Here is a 25,330-nt window from a genome sequence, read left to right as displayed (position 1 = left end):
ACTTGGCCAAGACCTTCCGATTTACACCGAACCAGCAAAATCCCGACAGCGCGGACCGTTTCCCCATGCTTGAAAAGACCTACGACGCAAAGACCGTCGAGCCGAAGATCGCCAAAGTGTGGGAAGAGGCGGACGCCTTCCGCGCCGGCGCCGGGGCGGAAGAGGGGGCCGAAGCCTTCACCATCGTCATTCCGCCGCCCAACGTCACCGGCTCGCTGCATATGGGCCATGCGCTCAACAACACGCTGCAGGACATTCTGGTGCGCTTCGAGCGCATGCGCGGCAAGAACGTGTTGTGGCAGCCGGGCATGGACCATGCCGGCATCGCCACGCAGATGGTGGTCGAGCGGCAGCTGATGGAGAAGCAGATTCACCGCCGCGACCTGACGCGCGAGCAGTTCATCGAGAAAGTGTGGGAGTGGAAGGCCGAATCCGGCGGCACCATCTTCAACCAGCTGAAGCGGCTCGGCGCCTCGGCCGACTGGTCGCGCGAGCGCTTCACCATGGATGAAGGCCTGTCCAAGGCCGTGCTCGAAGTCTTCGTCACCCTCTACAAGGAAGGGCTGATCTACAAGGACAAGCGCCTTGTGAACTGGGACCCGAGACTTTTGACCGCGATCTCCGACCTCGAGGTCGAGCAGCACGAGGTCAACGGCAATCTCTGGCACTTCCGCTATCCCTTGGAGGGCGAGACCTTCGATCCGGAAAATCCGAAAACCTTCATCACGGTCGCGACCACGCGCCCGGAAACGATGCTGGGCGATACGGCGGTGGCGGTGCATCCGGATGACGAGCGGTACCGGCATCTGGTCGGCAAGAACGTCGTGCTGCCGATCGTCGGCAGAAAAATCCCAGTGGTCGCGGACGAGTATTCCGACCCCGAAAAGGGCTCGGGCGCGGTCAAGATCACGCCGGCGCATGATTTCAACGACTTCGAGGTCGGCAAGCGCCACAAGCTCCCGGCGATCAACATCCTGACCATCGAAGCCGCCATCAAGTTGAAGGACAATGAAGACTTCCTCGCCGGTCTCGATGCGACGCCGGAGCGCCAGGCCGTCTGGGACGAGCTTGACGGGCTCGACCGTTTCGTCGCGCGCAAGAAGATCGTTGATCTGATGGAAGAAGGCGGCTTCCTGGAAAAGGTCGAGCCACATCGCCATGCCGTGCCGCATGGCGACCGCGGCGGCGTGCCGATCGAGCCGTTCCTGACCGAGCAGTGGTACGCCAACGCGGCGGAACTGGCCAAGCCGGCGATCGCCTCCGTGCGCGAAGGCCGCACCAACTTCGTGCCGAAGAATTGGGAAAAGACCTATTTCGACTGGATGGAGAACATCCAGCCCTGGTGCATCTCGCGCCAGCTGTGGTGGGGCCATCAGATTCCGGCCTGGTACGGGCCGGATGGGCGCGTCTTCGTCGAGAAGACCGAGGAAGAGGCGCTGAGCGCGGCGATCGAATATTACCTGGCGCTCGAAGGCCCGTGGAAGGCCTGGGTCGAGGACAAGCTGGAAAACTTCCAGCCGGGCGAGATCCTGAACCGCGACGAGGATGTGCTCGACACCTGGTTCTCCTCGGCGCTGTGGCCATTCTCGACTTTGGGCTGGCCGGACCAGACGCCGGAGCTGAAGACCTATTACCAGACCGACGTGCTGGTGACCGGCTTCGACATCATCTTCTTCTGGGTTGCCCGCATGATGATGATGGGCTTGCATTTCATGGACGAGGAGCCGTTCCACACCGTCTATGTTCACGCGTTGGTGCGCGACAAGAACGGTGCCAAGATGTCGAAGTCGAAAGGCAACGTCATCGATCCGCTCGACCTCATCGATGAATATGGCGCCGATGCGTTGCGCTTCACCTTGACCGTGATGGCGGCACAAGGGCGCGACGTGAAGCTCGACCCGGCGCGCATCGCCGGCTACCGCAATTTCGGCACCAAGCTGTGGAACGCGACGCGCTTCGCCGAGATGAACGAAGTCGCGCGCAACGACGATTTCTGGCTGAATGATGCCAAGCTTGCGGTCAACCGCTGGATCCTGACCGAGTTGACGCGGGCCGCGCGCGAGATCACCGACGGCATCACTTCATACCGCTTCAACGAAGCGGCAGGATCTGCCTACCGCTTCGTCTGGAACCTGTTCTGCGACTGGTATCTGGAACTCTTGAAGCCGGTGTTCATGGGCACGGACGAGGCGGCCAAGGCCGAGAGCCGCGCCTGCGTCGCCTTCGTGCTCGACGAAATCTACAAGCTCCTGCATCCGATGATGCCGTTCATGACGGAAGAGCTGTGGGCGCAGACGGCGGGCGAGGGCAAGGAGCGCGATTCGCTGTTGTGTCACGCCGCCTGGCCGTCGCCCGACTTCGAGGACGCGGATGCCGCCGCCGACATCAACTGGCTGGTCGACCTGGTCTCCGGCATCCGCTCGGTGCGTTCCGAGATGAACGTGCCGCCGGCGGCGATCGCGCCGCTGGTCGTGGTCGGCGCCAATGATGTGACGCGCGAGCGGCTGGTTCGCGAGGACTCGGCGATCAAGCGGCTGGCCCGCGTCGGCGACATCTCGTTGGCCGACACGGCTCCCAAGGGCGCGGCGCAGATCGTCCTCAACGAGGCGACAATCTGCCTGCCGCTCGGCAGCCTGATCGATCTCTCCGCCGAGGCTGCCCGGCTGCAGAAGGAACTGGCCAAGGTGACCGAGGAGATCGCGCGCCTGCACAAGAAGCTGTCGAATGAAAAATTCGTCGCCAGCGCCCCGGCCGAGATCGTCGACGCCGAGCGCGAAAAGCTCGCCGAATATCGCGACGCGCAGGACAAGCTCTCGGTGGCGTTGACCAGGGTTCGCGATGCCGGTTGAGGATAGATTCGCTGGACCTTAGTCATCTCTAAAATGACAATCCTTTTGCCTCGAAAGTAGGCATTCCGTTGCGTTAATTTTGACGTAAACGGAAGTTTTAGCCCCATTGTTGCCATAATGTAACAATGGGGCCGAAAGCCCCTGAAAATGGCTATTTTTGAGCCTTTTGAAACGAATCTTCCTCATTTTTCGGTCGGATAAGCACGCGCAGGACCGTTTTTCGGCCTTGCGATACCTAACTGCATTTTGTCGAAAATGCCTTTGGCGAGCATGTACATGTACGCCCCGCGAATTCGTTATTGCACCGTTAACCTGAATTGGCTCTAGCTTGACGCACTAGTTATTCGGGGAGGACATCCATGAACAATTTGCGTCTGAAAGCACTGCTGGGGGCAGGGTGCTTTTCGCTGACTTTGATGGGCTCGGCGCACGCTGGCGGTTTTTCGCGCGGCACCGCCGATACCGATATTCTTTTTGAAGACGGCAATTTCAATATGCGCACCAGCGTGACCTATGTCGCGCCGACCCGGAAATATTCGGTGAACCCGATGAATCCCTATCTGGTCGGGGAGAACTACGCGGACAGTTACGCCATTCCATCGGCCGCCGTTAAGTTCAAGCTGTCAGACAGTCTCTCCTGTGCCGGCACTCTCACGCAATCATATGGCGGTAACGCGACGTGGTCGCGTTCGAGCGGCACGCTCGGCAAGCTGAATGAAGACTTCACCATGTATGAATATGGTGCGACTTGCGGGTTGAAGTTCGATCTCAGCAAAGGCCGTATCTGGCTTATTGGTGGCGTCTACAACGAAGTCACCGACTACCGGCTCGTTGCCGGTGCTCCTTTGGGGACAAGCATACCCGTCCTTGGCGTCAGCCTGCATGACAGCAATATCGGTTGGCGTGCCGGCATTGCTTATGAAATTCCGGAAATCGCGCTCCGCACCCAATTGATGTACCGCTCTGGCGTCGACATCAATGCCTCCGGTACGGCAAGCTTTCTGGGAGGGGCTCTTCCCGGCGGAGCAACGGGGGAAGCCAACTTTCCCCAATCAGTCGAATTCAAGGCGCAAACTGGTATCGCTCCGGGCTGGCTCGCCTACGGTAGCGTGAAGTGGACGGATTGGTCTGTTACGGAAACGCTGATGCTGAACGTGCCGGCGTTGGCGTTGAACAGCGGCAATCTGTATTTCTGGCGTGACGGTTGGACGGTCACCGGCGGCATCGGTCATAAGTTCAACGATCAGATCTCAGGGACTGTTTTTGCATCCTATGACCGCGGCGTTAGCACTGGTTGGGACCTGACTGGCGACAGCTATACGATCGGCACGGGTGTTTCGATGAAGGACAAGTTGGGTGGCGAATTGCGCCTGGGTGTAGCGGCAGTCTATCTGGCCTCCGTTTCCGAGACCCAATACAACAACAGTTATGTTCCTGGCAGCCCCGACCCGCGAAATGGCTTCAACCGTTCCGTGGACGGTGATTGGGGCTATGCACTCTCGGCTGGTTACAGCATCAAGTGGTAACGCCTTTGATCTGTTGAGCAAAAAGGCCGGGCATTGCCCGGCCTTTTCTTTTCGGCCTCCGACTCCCATGGATGCGCCGTCGCTCCAAAAGCAGTTGCTTAACTAAGGTGATCTTGACGTAAACGGAAGCTTTTTTGGCACGATGTTGCCATAATGCTACAGCGCCCAAATTGGCCTTCAGGACACCTTTTTGCGCGGTTTTGGCTGAGTTTCTCCGGATTTTTATGGGGATGCACTCGAAAATCGGCAATTTTACTTGGTTCATGCCGCCCGACACCGCGACGCAGAACGCAATCGCTGAATACGTACGTGTACGCCTCTTGAAATCGTTGTTGTGTTAGCCGTGCAAGTGGTTTTGCTTGAGGTCGTGCTCGAATTCGGGGGAGGCGATTCATGTACAATCTGCATCTGAAAGCACTGCTGGGGGCGGGGTGCTTTTCGCTTGCTTTGATCGGCACGACGATAAACGGGGCGCATGCCGGCGGCATTGAACGAGGTGGCTACGACATCGATCTGCTGTTCGATCCGGCGCCGTTTACCGTGAACACTGACGCGACCTATGTTTCACCACACCGCAAACTAAAGAACGCGGTCGACACGTCGGGAAACCCGGCCCCGCTTAGCGGCAATAGCTCGACGCGCAACACGGGCGACTATTGGGTGCCTTACTTTGGCGTAAAGGCGTCACTCGGCCACGGCGTGGACTGCCTGCTTGATTACTCGCAGCCATGGGGGGCGAGTTCGAGCCCGGGTATTTGGAACGGCTCGTATTCCAACATCGAAACCAACATCAAGAGCAACAATTACGCTGGCACCTGCTCTTACAAGATGGATGTCGGCAAGGGCCAGCTTCGCTTCATCGGCGGCGCGTTCTATCAAGAAGTCTACGGCTTCAAGACAAGCTATATTGGCGGTGTTCCTGACCTGTCAGGCGTCTTCCCTGTCCCCGCCAATTTCGTCGGTCGTGTCGATCTGAAGGCAGACGGCTGGGGATGGCGAGCCGGTATCGCCTACGAAATTCCCGACATCGCTTTGCGTGCCAGTCTCGTTTACAATTCGCAGGTCAAACTCGACAACATTTCGGGCACGCTCGATACCACATCCTTGGCTCCGATCGCGGCTTTCCTGCCTCCTGGTTCTTCGGCTGTGACAGACATTTACGGTTCGGCGAAGATGCCGGATTCCGTGGAATTAAAGCTTCAATCAGGCATCGCTCCTGGCTGGCTCGCTTTCGGTTCGATCAAGTGGGTCAATTGGAGCGTGCTGCAAAGTATTCCGATCTGCTCAACGGCAAGCAAAGGTATCGCACCCTGTACGTCAGTTTCCCCCAGCCCTGTCAGGCTAACCTCGCTCGACTTGATGTACCGTGATGGCTGGACGGTCACCGGCGGCATTGGTCATCAGTTCAATGAGCAATGGAGCGGCGCCGTGCAGATTTCATGGGACCGGGGTACGTCGCATGGTTACGGTGATCAGAGCGATACCTGGACGTTGGGCGGCGGGGTGGCCTACACGCCGCGACCGAACATCGAACTTCGCCTGGCAGGCGCGATAGGTGTGCTGACCAGCGGCCATTCCGGGGTGCTCACGGATGAGAACGGTTATCCGGCCGGCACCGACGTCAGCTATGACTTCGGCAACGATCTGGTCACGGCGATTTCCGGGGGTCTCAAGATCAAGTTCTAAGATATTGAAAATCCTTTTAAAAGGCCGGGCATTGCCCGGCCTTTTTCGTCTGGGCCGGCATCGTCGGTGATTCCGGTATCCAAGCTGCGTTGCATATAAGCCGCACCGGGACCGCCTCGTGCGATTGTGACGTTTTGGCAACACTTTCTGAACAACCCCTGCGCTAGAAGTCAGGCCGGGGAGATTGCCTATTTCCCGCCATAAACCCGGCGCACCTCGAACTTGTCTCGGGACACGCGCCAAAAGGCTCGGCGATGGGGCAGGCCGCACCGCCCGCGGCAAGGATGAGAATGGACGCCAAGGTCATTTCAAAGGCTAAGCTCCCTAGCCGCTATGTGACTGTCGGTCCGGCGCGTGCGCCGCACCGGTCCTATCTCTATGCCATGGGGCTTTCCGCCGCCGAGATCGCGCAGCCGCTGGTCGGCGTTGCCTCCTGCTGGAACGAAGCCGCCCCCTGCAACATCTCGTTGATGCGCCAGGCGCAAGTGGTCAAGAAGGGCGTCGCCGCCGCCAATGGAACGCCGCGCGAATTCTGCACCATCACCGTCACCGACGGCATTGCCATGGGCCACCAGGGCATGAAGTCGTCGCTGGTGTCGCGCGAGGTCATCGCCGATTCGGTCGAACTCACCATGCGCGGCCATTGCTACGATGCGCTGGTCGGCCTCGCCGGCTGCGACAAGTCGCTGCCCGGCATGATGATGGCCATGGTGCGGCTCAACGTGCCGTCGATCTTCATCTATGGCGGTTCGATCCTGCCCGGCAGCTATCGCGGCCGCCAGATCACCGTGCAGGATGTGTTCGAGGCGGTCGGCCAGCATTCGGTCGGCACGATCGGCGATGCCGAACTGCTCGAGATCGAGCAGGCCGCCTGTCCGTCGGCCGGTTCCTGCGGCGCCCAGTTCACCGCCAACACCATGGCGACCGTCGCCGAGGCGATCGGCCTGGCGCTGCCATATTCCTGCGGCGCGCCGGCGCCTTACGAAATGCGCGACCGCTTCAATTTCGCCTCCGGCGAAAAGATCATGGAGCTGATTGCCAAAAACATCCGGCCGCGCGACATCGTCACGCTGAAGGCGCTGGAGAACGCGGCGACCGTGGTTTCCGCCACCGGCGGCTCGACCAATGCTGCCCTGCATCTGCCGGCGATCGCACATGAGGCAGGCATCAAATTCGATCTCTTCGATGTCGCGAAGATTTTCGAGAAGACGCCCTACATTGCCGACCTCAAGCCTGGCGGCAAATATGTCGCCAAGGACATGTTCGAGGCCGGCGGCATTCCGCTGTTGATGAAGACGTTGCTCGACCACGGCTATCTGCACGGCGATTGCCTGACGGTCACTGGCCGCACTTTGGCCGAAAACATGGAGCACGTTGCCTGGAATGAACACCAGGATGTGGTCCGCCCGGCCAACAGACCAATTACCCAAACCGGCGGCGTCGTTGGCTTGAAGGGAAACCTTGCCCCCGAAGGCGCGATCGTGAAGGTCGCGGGCATGGCGGAGTTGAAATTCTCCGGCCCGGCGCGCTGCTTCGATTCGGAAGAGGAATGTTTCGAGGCGGTGACGCATCGCAACTACAGGGAAGGCGAGGTTCTGGTCATTCGCTACGAAGGGCCGCGCGGCGGTCCCGGCATGCGCGAGATGCTGTCGACGACGGCAGCGCTCTACGGCCAGGGCATGGGCGGCAAGGTGGCGCTGATCACCGACGGCCGCTTCTCGGGCGCGACGCGCGGCTTCTGCATCGGTCATGTCGGACCGGAAGCGGCGGTGGGCGGCCCGATCGGCCTGATCCGGGATGGTGACGTGATTTCGATCGACGCCGTGAACGGCACGATCGAAGTGGCGCTGTCGGATAGCGAACTGGCGGCGCGGGCCAAGACATGGAAGGCACGCACGACTGACTACCAGTCGGGCGCGATATGGAAATACGCACAGACGGTCGGGTCGGCCAGAGATGGCGCGGTCACCCATCCGGGCGGTGCGAAAGAAACACACTGCTATGCGGATATCTGAGTTGTTGAGGTCATCTGTCCTTCCGGCACTGGTCGCTGCGGCGATCTTTGGCGCCGTGGGCCAGGCTGTGGCCTTTGACGACAAGGTGTTCGACGACAAGACCGGCGTGAAGCCGCAGTCCAGCCCCTGGGCGGTGTTCCAGTTCGGCTTCTCCGCCTACAAGAACGGCCACAAGGAACAGGCCGCCGAAGCCTATAAATACGCCGCCGAAAACGGCCAGATCGGCGCCACCTGGAAACTTGCCCGCATGTATGCAGAGGGCGACGGCGTGGCGCGCGACGACTATGAGGCGTTCAAGTTCTTCTCCGAGATCGTCGACCAGGATGTCGAGCCCGGTTCGCCGGAAGAGAGCTACGTCTCCGACGCGCTGGTGGCGCTCGGCGATTATCTGCGCAAGGGCATTCCGGGCAGCCCGGTCACCGAGAACGAGGTGGCGGCACAGGAATATTACATGCGCGCCGCCGCCAACTACCGCAACCCGAACGCCCAGTTCGAGATGGGGCAGATGTTCCTGAAGGGCGAGGGCGGCGTGAAGGCCAGCGTCAAGCAGGCCGGGCGCTGGTTCCAGCTCGCCGCCGAAAAGGGCCATGCCGGCGCGCAGGCGACGCTTGGCCATCTCTTGTTCCAGAGCGGCAAGATCGTTCGCGGCCTGGCGATGATGACCGCCGCACTCGAGCGCGCGTCCCCTGCCGATCAGCCCTGGATCCGTGGCATGCAGGAAGAGGCTTTTGCTGCCGCCGGCGAGGCCGACCGGCGCACGGCGATTTCGCTGGCCGATGACATCCTGACCAAGGGCACCACCAACGCAGACCAATAAGGTCGTCTGCCGTTCTCCTCCAACAGGGGGGAGATCAGTCCGTCAGAAAATCAATTCTCGGTTGGCTCCGTCGGCACCATGCTGGGCGCGGGCGTCGAGATCGGCGTTACGTGCAGGTGCGGCGCCATCGTGTTTCCGGGGCAGCTGTCGCCGATCTTCGTCCAGGATGTGTTGTTGAGCACCATCTCGCAGCGCGCCAGATGGCTCTGGTCGGCAACCGTCAGGCAGGCGACCTGGCCGACCGGATAGGACTTTCCATTGGCAAGACATTCCGGGGCGGCGAAAGCAGGCACCATGGCGGCCGTGGCAAATGCCAAGCCGATCGGACAAGCAACAAATCGAATGGTCATGGGAACCCCAGCCGCCATGATGATTGTCCATCATGCGCCAGATTTGTGGCGATACAACGTCCAGACAAATCGACGGCAGAAGGACCCCGGTCAGGCCGGCTGCAGGGCGAGATCGATCGCCACCGGCACGTGATCGGACGGTTTTTCCCAGGCGCGCACATGCTTTTCGATCGAGGCCGACGAGAAGCGGTTGGCGGCTTCCGGCGACAGCAGCAGATGGTCGATGCGGATGCCGTTGTTCTTCTGCCAGGCGCCGGCCTGATAGTCCCAGAAGGTGTAGGTGTCGGGTGCATCGGTGACCGCGCGCACCGCTTCGGTGAAACCGAGATTGAGCAGCCGGCGGAAGGCCTGCCGCGTCTGCGGCTGGAACAGCGCGTCGCCCAGCCAGTTTTCCGGAAAGCGCGCGTCGATCGGCTCGGGAATGACGTTGTAGTCGCCGGCCAGCACAAGCGCCTCTTCCAGCCTCAGCCGCTCTTCGGCCCAGCGCTCCAGCCGCTCCATCCAGTTCAGCTTGTAGGGGAATTTTTTGTCGTCATCGATCGGATTGCCGTTCGGCAGATAGAGCGAGGCGACGCGCAACGCGCCCTTGTCGGTCGAGAACACACCTTCGATGAAGCGCGCCTGTTCGTCGGCCTCGTCGCCCGGCAGGCCTCTGGTGACCTCGTCAAAGCGCAGTTTCGATAGCAGCGCCACGCCGTTGAAACCTTTCTGGCCATGGGTTTCGACGTTGTAGCCAAGCGCCTCGATCTCGGCGCGCGGGAACTGCTCGTCGACCGTCTTGATCTCCTGCAAGCAGACGATGTCGGGCGCGCTCTCGGTCAGCCAATGAGTGAGATTGCCGATGCGGGCGCGAACGCCGTTGATGTTCCAGGTGACGATTTTCATGGCGGCCTTATTCTTCCTGCGACGGGTGGCGTTCGACCAGGCCGATCGTATTGCCTGCCGGGTCCTTTAGGAAGGCCATCCACTCGCTTTCCCCCGGCGGTCCGAAGGTGCCTTCGGTATCGCGATGCACGAGCGCCGGTGGCGCGGTGAAGGGGACGCCCGCGGCTTTCGCCTTGGCGTGGAAGGCTTCGAGGCCCCTAATGTCGAGATAGACTATGCCGGCCGGAACGCCGTCGGTGAACAGCAGCCTCACATTGCCGGCCATGATGAAGGCAATGCCCGGCGGATCGTAGCGGGCATGAACGCCCATGCCGAGCACGTCACGCCAGAAGGCCAGCGTCGAATCAAGATCGCGTCCGGCTGACAGCGCGACCTGACGGACCGCGCCGATGGCAGGCATGCCGTTAGACGGAGAAGCTCGTGCCGCAGCCGCAGGAGGCGACAGCGTTCGGATTGCGGATCTGGAAGGACTGGCCCATCAGATCGTCGACGAAATCGATCACCGAGCCGCCCATATAGACCAGCGACAAATCGTCGATCAGCACGGTCGCGCCGTCCTTCTCGACGGCGACATCGTCGTCGTTGCGCGTGTCGACCAGATCGAATTTGTAGGAAAATCCGGAGCAGCCGCCGCCTTCGACGGAAACGCGCAACGCCGTCTTGCCGGCCTCGCCAGAGACAATCTTGGCGATCCGCCTGGCGGCGGCCTCGGTCATGTCGACTTTCATCGCGGTCTTGGCATCAGCGCCCATGGGCGTCACCTTGCTTTCGGTTTCAGATGATAGGTATGAAGCGCGAGGGGCCAAGTCAACTGCGGCAGCATCAGCCATGACCAATGAGTTGGGCGACATCGGGTTCGGTTATCGGCCGCGCGCGGCCTATGCCACAGATCCGGCGAAGTCGCGCGGACGGCTGTTCGACGAGGTCGAGAGCCCGACCCGCACGCCGTTCCAGCGCGACCGCGACCGCATCATCCACTCCACGGCGTTCCGGCGGCTCAAGCACAAGACGCAAGTCTTCATCGCCCATGAAGGCGACCATTACCGCACAAGGCTGACCCATTCGATCGAAGTGGCGCAGATCGCGCGTGCGCTGGCGCGGGCACTGCGCGGCGACGAGGATCTCGCCGAGGCGGTGGCGCTGGTGCATGATTTCGGCCACACGCCCTTCGGTCATACGGGCGAGGACGCGCTGAACGACAAGATGGCGGCCTGGGGCGGTTTTGATCACAACGCCCAGTCGCTGCGCATCGTGACGAGGCTGGAGGCGCGCTACGCCGAATTCGACGGGCTGAACCTGACCTGGGAGACGCTGGAGGGCCTAGTCAAGCACAATGGCCCGCTGATGGACAGCACTGGCAAAAGCCTGAAAGGGCCGGTGCCGCAAGCGATCCGCGATTATTCGCAGCTGCAGGATCTCGAACTCGACCGGTTCGCCGGCATCGAGGCGCAGTGCGCGGCGATCGCCGACGACATCGCCTACAACACGCATGACATCGATGACGGGCTACGGGCAGGGCTGCTGACACTGGACATGCTGAAAACCGTCTCACTGCCGGGGAAGATCCTCGAGGGCGTGCGCCAACGCTATCCCAGGCTCGATGACGTGCGCACCGGTCACGAACTGATGCGGCGGCAGATCACCGCCATGGTCGAGGATGTCATCGTTGCCGCGACGGCAAATCTGGAACGCGTCGGGCCGCGCAGCGCCGACGCGGTGAGGGCGGCGGGCGAGACGATGGTGAGCTTTTCCGCTGGGATGGCCGCGGCCGAGAAGGAACTGAAGGCGTTTCTCTACAAGCACCTCTACCGGCACGAGGAGGTGATGCGGGTGCGCGCCGGTGCCGAGCAGATCGTCAGGGATCTGTTCGACGTCTATTTCGCCGACCCGCGCGCCATGCCGGACGGCTGGCGCGAGGGGCTGGACCGGGCCGAGGATCGCATCAAGGCGCGCAGCGTCGCCGATTTCCTGGCAGGGATGACCGACACCTATGCGCTCAAGGAACACAGGCGTTTGTTTGACCGCACCCCGGATTTGAGCTAGGGCGAGCGCGATTTTGCCGGCCAGCGAGCCGGATTCGCCTAAAACCGCCAGAGCAGTACCCATGAACATCTTCGCCGATTTCACCGCGCGAGTCACAAAGGCTGTCGAAGCGCTTGATCTGAAAGACAAGGACGGCGTTTCGCCCGACCTGTCGCGCATTGCCGTCGAACCGCCGCGCGACGCCAGCCATGGCGATCTCGCGACCAATGCGGCGATGGTGCTGGCCAAGCCCACCGGCCAGAACCCGCGCGCTCTGGCTGAAAGGCTGGCGTTGGCGTTGCGCGATGACAAGGATGTCGCCGCCGCCGAGGTTGCCGGCCCCGGCTTTGTCAATCTGCGGCTCAAGGACGGCTTCTGGCAGGCGCATCTGTCGGCGCTTCTGGGCGAGGGGCGCAATTACGGCCGCTCGACGATCGGCGCCGGCCGGAAAACCAATGTCGAATATGTCTCGGCCAACCCGACTGGGCCGATGCATGTCGGCCATTGCCGGGGCGCGGTTGTCGGCGATGCGCTGGCCAATCTGATGGCGTTCGCCGGTTACGACGTGACCAAGGAATATGTCATCAACGATGCCGGCGGACAGATCGACGTGCTCGGCCGGTCGGTCATCCTGCGGTACCGTGAGGCGCTCGGCGACGACATCGGCGAGATTCCGCCCGGCCTTTATCCCGGCGATTATCTGGTTCCTCTCGGCCAGGCGCTGGCGAGAGAGTTCGGCCGCGGCCTGCTCCAGATGCCGGAGGATGAGGCGCTCGCCATCGTCAAGGACCGCGCGATCGACGCGATGATGGCGATGATCCGCGATGACCTGGCGCTGCTCAACGTGCATCACGACGTGTTCTTCTCCGAACGCACGCTGCACGCTGACAATGCCAGGAAGATCCGTTCGGCGATCAACGACCTGACGCTGAAGGGACATATCTACAAGGGCAAGCTGCCGCCGCCCAAAGGCGAGAAGCCGGACGATTGGGAAGATCGCGAGCAGACGCTGTTCCGCTCGACGGCGGTCGGCGACGACATGGACCGGGCGCTGGTCAAGTCGGACGGGTCGTTCACCTATTTCGCCGCCGACGTGGCGTATCTGAAGGACAAGGTCGATCGCGGCTTCGTCGACCTGATCTACGTGCTTGGCGCCGACCATGGCGGCTACGTCAAGCGGCTGGAGGCCTTGGCGCGGGCGATTACCGGCGACAAGGTGAAGCTCACGGTCCTGCTTTGCAATCTGGTCAAGCTGTTTCGCGACGGCGAGCCGGTGCGAATGGGAAAAAGGGCTGGGAATTTCGTCACGGCGCGGGAAGTCATTGAAGAGGTGGGCCGTGACGCGGTGCGGTTCATGATGCTGTTCCGCAAGAATGACGCGCCGCTGGATTTCGATTTCGCCAAAGTCACCGAACAGTCCAAGGACAATCCGGTGTTTTACGTGCAGTACGCTTCGGCGCGCTGCCATTCGGTGTTCCGGCAGGCAAGCGAGCAACTGGGCGAGGCGAATTTCGATCGCAAAAGCCTGGCTGCCGCGGCGGCTTCGCTGACCGACGAGGGCGAGATCGGCCTGATCCGCAAGCTCGCCGAATATCCACGCCTGATCGAATCCGCGGCTCTTGCGCTGGAGCCGCATAGGCTGGCATTTTACCTTTATGATCTGGCTTCCAGTTTCCACGGACACTGGAACCGGGGTACGGATAATCCGGACTTACGTTTTGTTAAGGTTAACGACCGACAATTGACGCATGCCAGACTAGGGCTGGTGCAGGCTGTTTCGGACGTTCTGACGTCCGGCCTGACGTTGATCGGAGCCGCTGCGCCCACCGAAATGCGTTAGGTTTGACTAAAAAACCTGTCACCTTTTGCCCACATTGCGCTGGTAAGGGCCAACCCTGCGCGACGTCCATGGCGTCCGAATGAGTGCGAGTTCGGGAACAATAATGGCAGACAGAACCCAGCTGAGAGTAGCCGACAACAACGACATCGCTGACGATGATCCGTTCGCGGAACTGACCAGGATCATGGGATTCGACCCACGCCAGCCAGTCAAGCAGCAGGCGCGGGTCGAGCCGCAGGCCGCTGCCGCCAGTCAGCCCGTGCAAGAGGACGATTTCGACATCGACCTCGAAAAGGAATTGATGGGCGAGTTCGACGCTGGCGACAGCGTCGCCGCTCCGGTTGTCGAGGCTCATGAGCCGGCATTCGAAACGGCCCCCACACACGCGGCCGACGACGAACTTGCGCTGTCGCTCGACGACGATTTCCATCTGGACCTCACGGGTGCCGACGAGCATGGGCCCGTCGCCAGCCATGCCCACCCCGGCGATGCCGAAGCCGCGCCGTCCGTCGAGCCTGCCTTCGACGCCGATTTCGACAATGCCGTTGCCAGTTCGCTCGAAGACGTTTCGCCCTTCGAGGACGACCTGCCGATGGAAGACGAGCTTGCCGCGTCGCTTGACCAGGATTTCCACGTCGAGGACCATGCCGCTGAGATCGAGGACGAAGCCGTCGAGCCCCAGCATGCGGTTGCGGAAATGCCGGTGGCTGTCGAGCCGGCCGGCGCGCACGAATTCGACGACGCGGTGGCGATTTCGCTCGAAGACGAGCTGATGCTTGACGACCATTCGGCGGATCAGCCCCATGCGGCTGCGGCCGCGGTCGACTATCCGGAGCCGGTGCTGGCCGTCGCGAATGAAGCTCCGGCGATTGCCGACGAGGATTTCGAGGGGCATTTCGACGACGCCATGGCGGATGTCGACACGGATTTTGACGTCCAGGCGGACGAGCCCGTGGCCTTTGACGCGGCGGAAGCGCTCGAAGTGCCCTCTTATGCCTTGGATGCGAGGGACGAGTTCTCGGGCTCCGAAGCCGTTTCGGAAGATGATTTCGATCGGAACATGGACAACGCGTTCGCCGAGCCTGCCGAAGAGCCGGTCGCCGAGGTTGCCGCTGCCGCGGTCCAGCCGGTAGCTCCGGCAGCTCCGGCAACCATCATGGCTGAGCCGGCACCGGCCCCCGTGGCGGACGAACGTAGCCTCGAAGACGAGTTGAACGCGCTTCTGGGCGCCATGACGGCGCGCACGCTGCCGTCGGTCAAGGAGCCCGAGCCCGTCGCCGCTCAACCCGTTGCGGCTCAGCCGGCCGCTGCTCCCGTTCGGTCGTATGTTCCCGCGCCGGCAAAGGCCGCCGAGGAGCCTGCCGATCTCGACTGGGATCTCGACGAACATGCGACCGAGGATACGCATGCCTCCAGCGCGGCTCACGCCGCCGATGCCGATCTCGACGATCCGCTGGTCGATGAGCTTCAGGGTCACGAGCTGGGCGCGGACGCTGCCGATCATGGCGACATCGATTTCGACGATGATGCGTTCGACGCGGCCCTGGCCGAGAATCTCGATCCGCGCGACGAGGCAGCTTGGCGGCAGGATCAGGCCGATTCCGTCGATTGGCTGGCCGATCGCTCCGCGCCGACCGAGCCGACCCGTTCGTGGAGCCGTGTGACACCGGTTCCCCAGCAGCCTGCATTCGCCGCGCAGCCGGCCGCTTCCATGACGGCAAGGACGACCGCGCCTGAAATGGCCCCGGCGGCGGCTGTGGTGCCGCCCTATCGCGCGCCCGAGCCGGTTGCGGCCGCGCCCTATGCGGCGCCCGTATCCGCGCCGCAGCCGCGACCGTCCTCGCACTACGAAGAAGAGATGCCCGATGTCGAAACGGTGGATGTGCCGGAGCGCGTCGTGGCGCTGGCGGACGATCTCGACATCCCGGAACTGCATTTCGAGGAAGATGAACCGGCCGCATCAGGCTATGACGATCTCGACGCAGAGTTCGCCAGCCTGCTGACGGAAATGAATTCTGTGGAGGTCGCGCCAGCTCCAGCCGCGCCCGCAAGCAGCGCTGCCTATGCCGATGAATCCTTTGATGGCGGATTCAAATCGGCCTATCAGGCGCCGGCATATGAAGAACCCAAACCGGGTTATGACGGGGTCAAACCGGGTTATGGCGGGGTCAAACCGGCCCTTCAGCCGGAAGCGCGGACCTATGCGGCGCGGCCGGCGGAAATGCCCGCCCGTGCTGCAGCGAACACAGGCTATGCAGACGCCGCCGACGGCTTCGACCTCGACAGTCTGCCCGGCAGCCAGCCGGTCTCGCAGGCGGACGATTTCACCGTCGATGAGCTCGACTATGATCCTGAACTGGACGAGGCAATGTCCGTTCCGGGTCTCGGCGAGCGGGAAGCGGCCAGGTCGTCTGGCCGCCGTGGCCTGTTCATCGCGGCAATCGTCGGTGCCGTGGCGGTCGCAGGCGGTCTTGGCGCCTTTGCGCTGTCTTTCGGCGGCAAGGGCGGCAGCGACGCGCCTGTCATCGTCAAGGCCGACAATTCGCCGATCAAGGTCAAGCCGGAAAATCCGGGCGGCACCGTGGTGCCGAACCAGGACAACAAGGTCTACGACGCGGTGGTCAAGGGCGCGAAGCCGGCCGAGCCGGTGCAGCAGAAGCTTGTCACCAACACGGAGGTCCCCGTGGATGTGCAGGCCAAGGATCCGAACCGTGCCGTCGATCTTTCTGCCGGGCAGGGTGCTGCCGTCGGCGGAGCCGATGACGGCAATGCGGCGCCAACCGCCAATGCCGCGCCGGCCGCCAATGCTGCGCCGACCGCCAGTGCTGCGCCGACCGCCAGTGCTGCGCCGGCTGGCAATCTTGCTCCGGCCGACAATGCGGCGCCCGCGCCCAAGTCAGAGGATCGCATCGCGCAGGTGCTGCAGGATACCGACAAGGGCAACAACACCGATGTCGTCGCCGTCGCACCGCGCAAGGTGAGGACGATGGTGGTCAAATCGGACGGCTCGCTGGTGCCGCGCGAGGATCCGGCGCCGGCCGCGCCGCAGGTGGCGGCCGCTGAGCCGAGCGATCCGGCGCCGCAGCATGTCGCGCCGTCCGCCGATGCCGACCAGACCGGCACCGTGGCGCCCGCCGCGGCCCAGTCGGGCGACGAGCCGGCCCTCAAGCCGGTGGCCAAACCGGCCAAGGCGCAGTCGGCCAATACTCCGGCCAAGGTTGCGATCGCGCCGCAGCGTCCGTCCGACCAGCCCGTCGACGTCGTCGGCGAGGTGAAGCCCGATCAGGTCGCATCCATCGACCCGGCAACGACGGCGACCGGTAGCGGTTCGTGGTCGATGCAGGTTGCTTCGCAGCCGACGGTGGAAAGCGCCCAGTCGACCTACCAGGACCTGCAGCGCCGCTATGGCAGCGTGCTTGCCGGCCGCACCGCCAACATCGTCAAGGCCGAGATTGCCGGCAAGGGCACGTTCTACCGCGTCCGCGTCGTGGCCCAGTCACGCAACGATGCCATCAATTTGTGCACCAGCTACAAGGCCGCCGGCGGCAACTGCTTCGTCTCGCGCTAGGAGCGTTCAACCCATCAAAGCCGGCGCGGCCCGAGGTCGCGCCGGCTTTTTCATGCGCCCAGCGCTTTTTCATGTGGACGCATTTCCGGCGTTGGACCGCATGTATTTCCAGACGATTCCCTTTGGCCGCGTGAAGCCCTAGACTCCTGATATGACCGAATCAAAATCCATGATCCTCGGCTGTGCCGGGAAATCGCTCACCCGCGAAGAAATCAATTTCTATCGCAATGAATGCCCATGGGCCTTCATCCTGTTTGCCCGCAACATCGGCGAGACCGAACAGATCCGCGATCTCGTCGCCGAGATGCGCGATTGTATCGGGCGCCCGGACGCGCTGGTTTTCATCGACCAGGAAGGCGGCAGGGTACAACGCCTGCGGCCGCCGCTGGCGCCGAACTATCCGGCGGGCGGCGCGCTCGGCGCGCTGTGGCGCGACGATCATGACGCCGGTGCCCGCGCTGCCTGGCTGATGGCGCGCCTGCATGCCTTCGACCTGCTGCGCTACGGCATCACCGCGGATTGCCTGCCGGTGCTCGACGTGCCGATCGAAGGCGCCAGCGACGTCATCGGCGCGCGCGCCTATGGCAAGGAGCCGCGCGCGGTCATCGAACTCGGCCGTGCCGCCGCCGAAGGCCTGATGTCGGGCGGCGTGCTGCCCGTGATGAAACACATTCCGGGGCATGGACGGGCCTTTGCCGACACGCATTTCGAGCTGCCTGTTGTCGACGCCTCGCTCAGCGATTTGCAGCGGCATGACTTTGCCCCGTTCCGGGAGCTCAACGACCTGCCGATGGCGATGACGGCGCATGTGGTCTACAGCGCCATCGATCCCAAGAACCCGGCGACGACATCCGGCAAGGTCATCGACGAGATCATCCGCCGCGACATTGGCTTTGACGGGCTCCTGATGAGCGACGACACCTCGATGAAGGCACTTTCTGGGGATTTCCCGACAAAGGCGGCGTCGATCCTTGCGGCGGGCTGCGATCTGGTCCTTCACTGTAACGGCGTTTTCGAGGAGATGGCAGGCATTGCGTCGCGCACCACGGGGCTTGAAGGCAAGTCGCTGGAGCGTGCAAAGCGGGCGCTGACCTATATAAGGAAACGCGACGCGGCCGAGGAAACCGAGATACGGGCCGAATTCGCCACCTATTTCGATGCGGTGGCCTAACCAAGGGAAGTGACAAAGGCAGTGGCGGAAACATTGGAAAGCAAGGCCGCGAAGGCCGCACCGATGGACCGCCTGTGGGCCGAGAATGACAATTCACGCGTCACCGGCGACCCGTCGTTGGTCGTCGACGTGGCCGGCTTCGAAGGCCCGCTCGATCTTCTGCTGCATCTTGCCCGCACCCAGAAGGTCGACCTGGCGCGCATCTCGATCCTGGCACTGGTCGAGCAGTATCTAGCCTTTGTCGAGACGGCGAGGGCGCTGCGGCTCGAACTTGCGGCGGACTATCTGGTGATGGCGGCATGGCTCGCCTTCCTCAAGTCGAAGTTGTTGATCCCCAAGCAGCCGGACGAAGAGGGCGAGAGCGGCGAGGAACTGGCGGCCGTGCTGCAGTTCCGATTGAAGCGGCTGGAAGCCATGCGTGACGCGGCGGCGCGCCTGGTCAATCGCAACCGGCTCGGCCGCGACGTGTTCGCGCGCGGCATGCCCGAAATGGTCATCATCGAGAAGCGCAACGCCTATTCGGCGTCGCTCTACGATCTGCTGACCGCCTATGCCCAGCAGCGGCAGAAGCAGGCGATCACCAATGTGACGATCGCGAGGCGGGGCGTTTGGTCGCTCAAGGACGCGCGCGACATCCTGACCCGGCTGATCGGCTCGCTGCGGGACTGGACGGCGCTGGACAGCTTCCTCATCCAATACATGACCAGCCCGGAAGAGCGGCGCACGGCGATCGCCAGCTCGTTCGCGGCGACACTGGAACTGGTGCGCGAGCGCAAGATGGATCTGCGACAGGACGAGGTGTTCGCGCCGATCTATCTGCGCGATCACCGCGCACCGGCAATCAAGGCAGTCGAGGTGGCATTATGAGCGAACGCGCCAACGCTTCGGTTATCCCCTTCAAGGTGGACGATGAACTGGAAGGCGAGATCGACCAGACTTCGGCCGAGAACCCGGTGCAGAACCCGGCCGAGCGCCTGCATATTGCGGAGGCCATGCGTATGGCGGAGGCAATCGTGTTCGCCAGTGCCGAACCCGTCAGCGAAAAGCAGCTTGCCGCGCGCTTGCCCGACGGCATCAACGTCGCCCTTGCCATGGCCGAGCTGCAGCAGGTCTACGCCCGGCGCGGCGTCAATCTGGTGCGGGTCGGCGACGCGTGGGCATTCCGCACCGCCGGCGATCTCGCCTTCCTGATGAGCCGCGACACGGTGCAGCAGCGCAAGCTGTCGCGTGCGGCGCTCGAAGTGCTGGCGATCATCGCCTATCACCAGCCGGTGACGCGCGCCGAGATCGAGGATATCCGCGGCGTAGAGACGTCGAAGGGCACGCTGGACACGCTGCTCGAGACGGAATGGGTGCGCATGCGCGGCCGCCGCAAGACGCCTGGCCGTCCCGTCACCTATGGCACCACCGAAACCTTCCTCGACCATTTCGCGCTCGAGGAAATCCGCGATCTTCCCGGCATGGAAGAACTGAAGGGGGCGGGCCTGCTCTCGGGCCGCATGCCGTCGAATTTCTCCATCCCGCAGCCGCCGGCCGACCCCGATGTGCTGACCGAGGACGAGGATCCGCTGACCGATATCGATCTCGAGGAACTCGGCCTGCTGACGCCGCGCGTCACGGAAGATTGACCTGTCGGCCCCTGTCCAAGCGCGCCGATAGGTCGTAGATGCGCCGATTGGTAGCGGGCCAGCGAGTTCGAAAAAGCGTGACATCCGTCACCCTTTCATAAACTCTGTCGCTGTTGTGTTTGAATCCCAACGCGAAAACGCATAGATCATCGCCAGGGAAAACATTCGAGAGAGATTTGCTATGGGTTCATTTTCGATTTGGCACTGGATGATCGTGCTGGTGATCGTGCTGCTGGTGTTCGGCCGCGGCAAGATTCCCGAGCTGATGGGCGACATGGCCAAAGGCATCAAGAGCTTCAAGAAGGGCATGGCGGACGACGACGTTGCCGACGACAAGCGCACCGTCGAACACCGTGCCGACGAGACCGTTTCGGCCGCGAAGGAAAAAGCCAGCAAGAGCTGAGCCAAAAAAGTTCTAGTCGGAACAGAGTGCCATGTTTGAAGTCGGCTGGACCGAAATGCTGGTGATCGCGATCGTCATGATCGTGGTCGTCGGTCCGAAGGATTTGCCCAATATGCTGCGCACCTTCGGCCGCACGACGGCGAAGCTGCGCTCTATGGCCGCCGACTTCCAGAAACAGTTCAACGAAGCGCTGAAGGAAGCCGAGCTCGACGACGTCAAGAAGTCGGTCGACGAGCTCAGGGGCCTCAGTCCGATGGCCGAGATCAGGAAGCAGCTCAATCCGTTCGAGCAGGCGGCGGTCGATGTGCGCTCCGGCGTCGACGCCGCGATGAAGCCGAAGCCCGCCGCCGATCCGGCAACGCCCGCCGCTTCGACACCGCAGGCGGCCGAGCCGCTGAAGAACGGCGCAACGGAAATGCCTGGCGTCAGCGCCGCGGGAGCCACGCCGCCAACGCCGATTTTCCCGGCCATGACCGATGAATCGGTGGTTGCGGCATCCACGGAACCTGCCGCGGCGCCGAAGGCATCCACGGCCAAGAAGTCCGCCAAGACCGCGCCGGCGGCAAAGGCGCAGCCCAAGGCCTCGACATCCGCGAAGTCGGCGACAGCAAAAGCCGCACCTGTGGTGATGGCAAAAGCTACACCGGCGCCCAAGGCGTCGACAAAGGCCGTGACAGCAGCAAAGCCTGCCGCTGCCAAGGCGACTGCGGCAAAGACCGCGGCGAAAGCCGAACCGAAACCTGCGCCAGCGAAGAAGCCGGCGGCCAAGAAGACGGCGGGAGCCGCCAAGTGAGCGTTTCGGACAAGGAAAAGGACGAGATCGAAAAATCGTCGGCGCCGCTGATCGAGCATCTCATCGAGTTGCGCCGCCGGCTGATCTGGTCGCTCGGCGGCTTCTTCGTCGCCTTCCTGGTGTGCTTCTTCTTCGCCAAGAAGCTGTTCAACCTTCTGGTCGTTCCGTTCAAATGGGCGACGAAGTGGGCGGGGCTCGACCCGCACAAGGTCGAGTTGATCTACACCGCGCCGCAGGAATTCTTCTTCACGCAGGTCAAGCTCGCCATGTTCGGCGGCATGGTCATCGCCTTTCCGCTGATCGCCACGCAGATCTACAAATTCATCGCGCCCGGCCTCTACAAGAACGAGCGCAACGCCTTCCTGCCGTTCCTGATCGCGTCGCCCATCCTGTTCCTGATGGGCGCCTCGCTGGTCTATTTCTTCTTCACGCCGATGGTGATGTGGTTCTTCCTTGCCATGCAACAGGCCGGCACCGACGAGCAGGTGCAGATTTCGCTGCTGCCGAAAGTGTCGGAATATCTCAGCCTGATCATGACGCTGATCTTCTCCTTCGGCCTGGTGTTCCAGCTACCGGTGGTGACCAGTCTGATGACGCGTGTCGGCATGCTGTCGTCCAAGGCGCTGGCCGAGAAGCGCAAGTGGGCGATCGTCATCGCTTTCGTCGTCGCGGCCGTGCTGACCCCTCCGGATCCGATGAGCCAGATCGGTTTGGCCATCCCGACCATCCTGCTCTACGAGGTCGCCATCTGGTCGGCCCGGCTGATCGAGCGCAGCCAGGAGCGCGAGCGCCTGGCGCGCGAGAAGCAGGAAGCCGGGGAGACCGTGGCCGACAAGGCACCGGACGAGCCTCCGGCGCCGGCTGCTTCGTAAGCCGTCAGCAGCGGCGGAAAACGACAACCGCCGCCCAGCCTCATCTTGCATCGGTCAAGGATGCGGTTTACGCCCTCGGAGCTTAGCTCAGGAGCGTTCAAACTATGCTTGACATCAAATGGATTCGCGACAACCCGAAGGCCCTTGTCGAGGCGCTGGCCAAGCGCTCGTGGTCGGCGGCAGAGGCGCAGTCCACGGTCGATGATTTGATCGCCAGGGACGAGGCGCGGCGCGAACACGTCACCGAGCTGCAGACCAAGCAGGAGCGCCGCAACGCCGCCTCGAAGGAAATCGGCAACGCCATGCGTTCGGGTGACGCCGCTCTTGCCGAAAAACTCAAGGCCGAAGTCGGCGATATCAAAACCTTCATCCAGAATGGCGAGGCGCGCGAACGCGAGCTCGACAAGGCGCTGAACGACGCGCTGGCGGTGCTGCCCAATGTGCCTCTCGACGATGTGCCGGTCGGCAAGGACGAACACGACAATGTCGTCAAACACATCGTCGGCAAGGTGCCGACGCGGCCGAACTGGGTGAAGGAGCATTTCGAGGTCGGCGAAGCGCTCGGCATGATGGATTTCGAGCGGGCGGCCAAGCTGTCGGGTTCGCGCTTCACCGTGCTGAAGAGCGGCCTGGCACGGATGGAACGTGCGATCGGCCAGTTCATGCTCGACCTGCATACGACCGAGCACGGCTATGAGGAAGTGATCCCGCCGCTGATGGTGCGCGACGAGGTGCTTTTCGGCACCAACCAGCTGCCGAAATTCGAGGACGACCTGTTCTTCACGCCGCACGGCGAGGGCAGGCTTGGCCTGATCCCAACCGCTGAAGTGCCGCTCACCAACCTGGTGCGCGAGGAAATCACCGCGCATGAAAAACTGCCCCTGCGCTTCACCGCGCTGACGCCGTGTTTCCGCTCGGAAGCAGGCTCGGCCGGGCGCGACACGCGCGGCATGCTGCGGCAGCACCAGTTCTACAAGGTCGAGCTGGTGTCGATCACCGACCAGGAATCCTCGCTCGCCGAGCATGAACGGATGACGCAATGCGCCGAGGAAGTGCTGAAGCGGCTTGAGCTGCCGTTCCGCACCATGACGCTGTGCACCGGCGACATGGGCTTTGGCGCGCGCAAGACCTATGACATCGAGGTCTGGCTGCCCGGCCAGAACGCCTATCGCGAGATCTCGTCCTGTTCGGTCTGCGGCGACTTCCAGGCGCGCCGCATGGATGCCCGCTACAAGGACAAGGACGGCAAGGGCAATCGCTTCGTCCATACGCTCAACGGTTCGGGCACCGCTGTCGGCCGCGCGCTGATTGCCGTCATCGAAAACTACCAGAACGAGGATGGCAGCGTAACCATTCCTGAAGTGCTGCGGCCTTACATGGGCGGTCTGGCAAAGATCGAAGCGAAGTAATGCGCATTCTTCTGACCAATGACGACGGCATTCACGCCGAGGGCCTGGCGTCGCTCGAACGCGTCGCGCGCACACTCTCCGACGATGTATGGGTGGTGGCGCCGGAGCAGGACCAGTCCGGCTATGCGCACTCGCTGTCGATCTCGGAGCCGCTGCGGCTGCGCAAGATCGGCGAGAAGCATTTTGCGGTGCGCGGCACGCCGACCGATTGCGTCATCATGGGCGTGAAGAAGATCCTGCCCGGCGCCCCCGACCTGATCCTGTCCGGCATCAATTCCGGCGCCAACATCGCCGACGACGTGACCTATTCGGGAACCGTCGCCGGCGCCATGGAAGGCGCGCTGCTCGGCATCCGCTCGATCGCCCTCAGCCAGGGCTATTCCTATGTCGGCGAGGACCGCATCGTTCCCTATGAGACCACCGAGGCGCTGGCACCGGCGCTGCTGAAGAAGCTCGTCGCGACGCCGCTGCCGGATGGCGTTCTGCTCAACGTCAATTTTCCCAACTGCCTTCCTGAAGAAGTCGTTGGCACGGTGGTCACTATGCAAGGCAAACTCGTGCACAGCCTGTGGGTCGATGAGCGCCGTGACGGGCGCGGCCTGCCTTACTATTGGCTGCGCTTCGGCCGCGAGCCGGTCGAGGGCAAGCAAGGCACCGACCTCCACGCGCTGCGCAACAGATTGGTGTCGGTGACGCCGTTGCAGCTCGACCTCACCGCGCATGAGATCCGTGACCAGCTGAGCAAGGCGCTTGCATGAATTTGCCAATCGATGACCGCGAAGGATTTGCCGCTTTCCTGTTGCGCCTGCGCGGCAGGGGAACCGTGCCGAAGGCGCTGATCGCTGCTTTCGAGGCTACACCACGGCGCGGCTTTTTAGCGCCTCACTTCCACCAGATCGCCTGGTCCGACCGCATGCTGCCGATCGAATGCGGCGAGGCGATCGAAGGCGCCGACATGCAGGCGGCGGTGATCGCGGCCCTTGCCATAGAAGCGGGAAACCGCGTTCTCGAGATCGGCACCGGCACCGGCTATTCGGCGGCGGTGATGTCGCGGCTGGCGGCGCGCATCGTCACCATCGACCGCTACAAGACGCTTGTCGAGCAGGCCAGGCAGCGTTTCGAGGCGCTCGGCATCGGCAATGTAGTCGTGCGCCAGGCTGACGGCTCCGGCGGCCTGCCTGCAGAAGGCCCGTTCGACCGCATTGTCGCCTGGGCGGCCTTCGACAGCCTGCCGCGCTTCCTGCTCGACCAATTGTCGAGTGGCGGCATCGTCATTGCGCCGATCGGGCCGGAGGAGGGCGAGCAGGTGCTGGCCAAGCTGACCAAGGTTGGCAGCCGTTTCGAGCGCGAGGATATCGGCCTCGTCCGGCTGCAGCCGATCCTCCGCAGCGTCGCGGCGGTGATCTAGTTTCCGGCGGAGCTTGGGTCCGCGGTCGAACAGCTGTTCGGCCTGCTGATCCATGCCGCCAGCTATCCCCAAATGTTTTAAGAAAATT

General features: G+C 62.7%; 22 protein-coding genes. 17 read left to right on the top strand and 5 right to left on the bottom strand.

What is annotated here, in order from left to right; genetic code table 11:
- The first annotated feature begins 65 nt into the window (after positions 1 to 65).
- On the top strand, positions 66 to 2,849 hold the full coding sequence (locus ACLGL5_RS25850; protein WP_494372792.1) for a valine--tRNA ligase: 2,784 nt from the start codon (positions 66 to 68) through the stop codon (positions 2,847 to 2,849).
- A 359-nt stretch (positions 2,850 to 3,208) separates the two neighbouring features.
- Complete coding sequence (locus tag ACLGL5_RS25845; RefSeq protein ID WP_019858578.1) at positions 3,209 to 4,375, top strand: outer membrane protein transport protein; 1,167 nt, start codon at positions 3,209 to 3,211, stop codon at positions 4,373 to 4,375.
- Here ACLGL5_RS25845 and ACLGL5_RS25840 read toward each other — a convergent pair.
- Positions 4,365 to 4,640, bottom strand: coding sequence for a hypothetical protein (locus ACLGL5_RS25840; RefSeq protein WP_141700947.1), 276 nt, complete (start codon positions 4,638 to 4,640; stop codon positions 4,365 to 4,367). The two genes, ACLGL5_RS25845 and ACLGL5_RS25840, sit on opposite strands and share 11 nt — an antisense overlap.
- Before the next feature lie 128 nt (positions 4,641 to 4,768).
- Here ACLGL5_RS25840 and ACLGL5_RS25835 point away from each other — a divergent pair, with 128 nt between their 5' ends.
- The 3 genes from ACLGL5_RS25835 to ACLGL5_RS25825 all read left to right on the top strand — a co-directional run bounded on the left by ACLGL5_RS25835 (position 4,769) and on the right by ACLGL5_RS25825 (position 8,893).
- A complete protein-coding gene (locus ACLGL5_RS25835; RefSeq protein WP_069092311.1) occupies positions 4,769 to 6,061 on the top strand; it encodes an OmpP1/FadL family transporter in 1,293 nt (430 codons plus the stop codon).
- Positions 6,062 to 6,351: 290 nt separating this feature from the next.
- Positions 6,352 to 8,076, top strand: a complete 1,725-nt coding sequence (gene ilvD / locus ACLGL5_RS25830) for a dihydroxy-acid dehydratase (protein WP_038647257.1) — start codon at positions 6,352 to 6,354, stop codon at positions 8,074 to 8,076.
- Entirely contained in the window at positions 8,063 to 8,893 is an 831-nt protein-coding gene (locus ACLGL5_RS25825; protein ID WP_019858575.1) for a tetratricopeptide repeat protein, read from the top strand. Before ilvD ends, ACLGL5_RS25825 begins: the two co-directional genes overlap by 14 nt.
- Before the next feature lie 50 nt (positions 8,894 to 8,943).
- Here the strand turns inward: ACLGL5_RS25825 and ACLGL5_RS25820 are convergent, their stop codons facing one another.
- From ACLGL5_RS25820 to erpA, 4 genes are all read right to left on the bottom strand, one after another.
- Positions 8,944 to 9,261, bottom strand: a complete 318-nt coding sequence (locus tag ACLGL5_RS25820; RefSeq protein ID WP_038647255.1) for a hypothetical protein — start codon at positions 9,259 to 9,261, stop codon at positions 8,944 to 8,946.
- Positions 9,262 to 9,333: 72 nt separating this feature from the next.
- Complete coding sequence (gene xth, locus ACLGL5_RS25815; protein ID WP_019858572.1) at positions 9,334 to 10,128, bottom strand: exodeoxyribonuclease III; 795 nt, start codon at positions 10,126 to 10,128, stop codon at positions 9,334 to 9,336.
- Between the two features lie 7 nt (positions 10,129 to 10,135).
- Positions 10,136 to 10,528, bottom strand: coding sequence for a VOC family protein (locus tag ACLGL5_RS25810; protein WP_019858571.1), 393 nt, complete (start codon positions 10,526 to 10,528; stop codon positions 10,136 to 10,138).
- A gap of 4 nt (positions 10,529 to 10,532) precedes the next feature.
- Positions 10,533 to 10,880, bottom strand: coding sequence for an iron-sulfur cluster insertion protein ErpA (erpA, locus tag ACLGL5_RS25805; RefSeq protein ID WP_038647252.1), 348 nt, complete (start codon positions 10,878 to 10,880; stop codon positions 10,533 to 10,535).
- Positions 10,881 to 10,956: 76 nt separating this feature from the next.
- Here erpA and ACLGL5_RS25800 point away from each other — a divergent pair, with 76 nt between their 5' ends.
- From ACLGL5_RS25800 to ACLGL5_RS25745, 12 genes are all read left to right on the top strand, one after another.
- Positions 10,957 to 12,171, top strand: coding sequence for a deoxyguanosinetriphosphate triphosphohydrolase (locus tag ACLGL5_RS25800; RefSeq protein WP_019858568.1), 1,215 nt, complete (start codon positions 10,957 to 10,959; stop codon positions 12,169 to 12,171).
- 61 nt (positions 12,172 to 12,232) lie between these two features.
- Positions 12,233 to 13,990 carry an arginine--tRNA ligase gene (argS, locus tag ACLGL5_RS25795; protein WP_038647249.1) on the top strand — a complete coding sequence of 586 codons (1,758 nt, stop codon included), beginning with the start codon at positions 12,233 to 12,235 and terminating at the stop codon, positions 13,988 to 13,990.
- Positions 13,991 to 14,093: 103 nt separating this feature from the next.
- Entirely contained in the window at positions 14,094 to 17,558 is a 3,465-nt protein-coding gene (locus tag ACLGL5_RS25790) for an SPOR domain-containing protein (protein WP_069092310.1), read from the top strand.
- A 151-nt stretch (positions 17,559 to 17,709) separates the two neighbouring features.
- Positions 17,710 to 18,729: a beta-N-acetylhexosaminidase gene (nagZ, locus tag ACLGL5_RS25785; RefSeq protein ID WP_019858565.1), complete on the top strand. Its 1,020-nt coding sequence runs from the start codon at positions 17,710 to 17,712 to the stop codon at positions 18,727 to 18,729.
- Between the two features lie 63 nt (positions 18,730 to 18,792).
- The gene (locus ACLGL5_RS25780) at positions 18,793 to 19,596 is read left to right on the top strand and encodes a segregation and condensation protein A (protein WP_494372957.1); all 804 of its coding nucleotides are present in this window, start codon (positions 18,793 to 18,795) and stop codon (positions 19,594 to 19,596) included.
- The gene (gene scpB / locus ACLGL5_RS25775; protein ID WP_019858563.1) at positions 19,593 to 20,357 is read left to right on the top strand and encodes an SMC-Scp complex subunit ScpB; all 765 of its coding nucleotides are present in this window, start codon (positions 19,593 to 19,595) and stop codon (positions 20,355 to 20,357) included. The genes ACLGL5_RS25780 and scpB overlap by 4 nt, the downstream gene beginning before the upstream one ends.
- Positions 20,358 to 20,538: 181 nt before the next feature.
- Positions 20,539 to 20,760 carry a twin-arginine translocase TatA/TatE family subunit gene (locus ACLGL5_RS25770; protein WP_015317533.1) on the top strand — a complete coding sequence of 74 codons (222 nt, stop codon included), beginning with the start codon at positions 20,539 to 20,541 and terminating at the stop codon, positions 20,758 to 20,760.
- Between the two features lie 31 nt (positions 20,761 to 20,791).
- Positions 20,792 to 21,553, top strand: a complete 762-nt coding sequence (gene tatB / locus ACLGL5_RS25765; RefSeq protein WP_069092309.1) for a Sec-independent protein translocase protein TatB — start codon at positions 20,792 to 20,794, stop codon at positions 21,551 to 21,553.
- Positions 21,550 to 22,425: a twin-arginine translocase subunit TatC gene (gene tatC / locus ACLGL5_RS25760; protein WP_019858559.1), complete on the top strand. Its 876-nt coding sequence runs from the start codon at positions 21,550 to 21,552 to the stop codon at positions 22,423 to 22,425. Before tatB ends, tatC begins: the two co-directional genes overlap by 4 nt.
- Before the next feature lie 104 nt (positions 22,426 to 22,529).
- The gene (gene serS / locus ACLGL5_RS25755) at positions 22,530 to 23,834 is read left to right on the top strand and encodes a serine--tRNA ligase (RefSeq protein ID WP_069092308.1); all 1,305 of its coding nucleotides are present in this window, start codon (positions 22,530 to 22,532) and stop codon (positions 23,832 to 23,834) included.
- Positions 23,834 to 24,592: a 5'/3'-nucleotidase SurE gene (surE, locus tag ACLGL5_RS25750; protein ID WP_032930538.1), complete on the top strand. Its 759-nt coding sequence runs from the start codon at positions 23,834 to 23,836 to the stop codon at positions 24,590 to 24,592. Before serS ends, surE begins: the two co-directional genes overlap by 1 nt.
- Positions 24,589 to 25,242 carry a protein-L-isoaspartate(D-aspartate) O-methyltransferase gene (locus ACLGL5_RS25745; protein ID WP_064984145.1) on the top strand — a complete coding sequence of 218 codons (654 nt, stop codon included), beginning with the start codon at positions 24,589 to 24,591 and terminating at the stop codon, positions 25,240 to 25,242. Before surE ends, ACLGL5_RS25745 begins: the two co-directional genes overlap by 4 nt.
- The last annotated feature ends 88 nt before the right edge of the window (positions 25,243 to 25,330 follow it).

This window comes from Mesorhizobium sp. U510 (genome assembly GCF_059180695.1).
Note: the sequence above shows the minus strand (reverse complement) of the source record. Positions and strands in the feature narration are given on the sequence as shown.

Bases quoted from the DNA above. Each gene is read 5' to 3' on its own strand.
- ACLGL5_RS25835 (WP_069092311.1), top strand. From the start codon at position 4,769: ATGTACAATCTGCATCTGAAAGCACTGCTGGGGGCGGGGTGCTTTTCG.
- argS (WP_038647249.1), top strand. From the start codon at position 12,233: ATGAACATCTTCGCCGATTTCACCGCGCGAGTCACAAAGGCTGTCGAA.
- ilvD (WP_038647257.1), top strand. From the start codon at position 6,352: ATGGACGCCAAGGTCATTTCAAAGGCTAAGCTCCCTAGCCGCTATGTG.
- ACLGL5_RS25825 (WP_019858575.1), top strand. From the start codon at position 8,063: ATGCGGATATCTGAGTTGTTGAGGTCATCTGTCCTTCCGGCACTGGTC.
- erpA (WP_038647252.1), bottom strand. From the start codon at position 10,880: ATGGGCGCTGATGCCAAGACCGCGATGAAAGTCGACATGACCGAGGCC.
- ACLGL5_RS25850 (WP_494372792.1), top strand. From the start codon at position 66: ATGCTTGAAAAGACCTACGACGCAAAGACCGTCGAGCCGAAGATCGCC.
- nagZ (WP_019858565.1), top strand. From the start codon at position 17,710: ATGACCGAATCAAAATCCATGATCCTCGGCTGTGCCGGGAAATCGCTC.
- ACLGL5_RS25790 (WP_069092310.1), top strand. From the start codon at position 14,094: ATGGCAGACAGAACCCAGCTGAGAGTAGCCGACAACAACGACATCGCT.
- ACLGL5_RS25810 (WP_019858571.1), bottom strand. From the start codon at position 10,528: ATGCCTGCCATCGGCGCGGTCCGTCAGGTCGCGCTGTCAGCCGGACGC.
- serS (WP_069092308.1), top strand. From the start codon at position 22,530: ATGCTTGACATCAAATGGATTCGCGACAACCCGAAGGCCCTTGTCGAG.
- xth (WP_019858572.1), bottom strand. From the start codon at position 10,128: ATGAAAATCGTCACCTGGAACATCAACGGCGTTCGCGCCCGCATCGGC.
- ACLGL5_RS25845 (WP_019858578.1), top strand. From the start codon at position 3,209: ATGAACAATTTGCGTCTGAAAGCACTGCTGGGGGCAGGGTGCTTTTCG.
- scpB (WP_019858563.1), top strand. From the start codon at position 19,593: ATGAGCGAACGCGCCAACGCTTCGGTTATCCCCTTCAAGGTGGACGAT.
- ACLGL5_RS25780 (WP_494372957.1), top strand. From the start codon at position 18,793: ATGGACCGCCTGTGGGCCGAGAATGACAATTCACGCGTCACCGGCGAC.
- ACLGL5_RS25770 (WP_015317533.1), top strand. From the start codon at position 20,539: ATGGGTTCATTTTCGATTTGGCACTGGATGATCGTGCTGGTGATCGTG.
- ACLGL5_RS25800 (WP_019858568.1), top strand. From the start codon at position 10,957: ATGACCAATGAGTTGGGCGACATCGGGTTCGGTTATCGGCCGCGCGCG.
- ACLGL5_RS25820 (WP_038647255.1), bottom strand. From the start codon at position 9,261: ATGGCGGCTGGGGTTCCCATGACCATTCGATTTGTTGCTTGTCCGATC.
- ACLGL5_RS25745 (WP_064984145.1), top strand. From the start codon at position 24,589: ATGAATTTGCCAATCGATGACCGCGAAGGATTTGCCGCTTTCCTGTTG.
- tatB (WP_069092309.1), top strand. From the start codon at position 20,792: ATGTTTGAAGTCGGCTGGACCGAAATGCTGGTGATCGCGATCGTCATG.
- surE (WP_032930538.1), top strand. From the start codon at position 23,834: ATGCGCATTCTTCTGACCAATGACGACGGCATTCACGCCGAGGGCCTG.
- ACLGL5_RS25840 (WP_141700947.1), bottom strand. From the start codon at position 4,640: ATGAACCAAGTAAAATTGCCGATTTTCGAGTGCATCCCCATAAAAATC.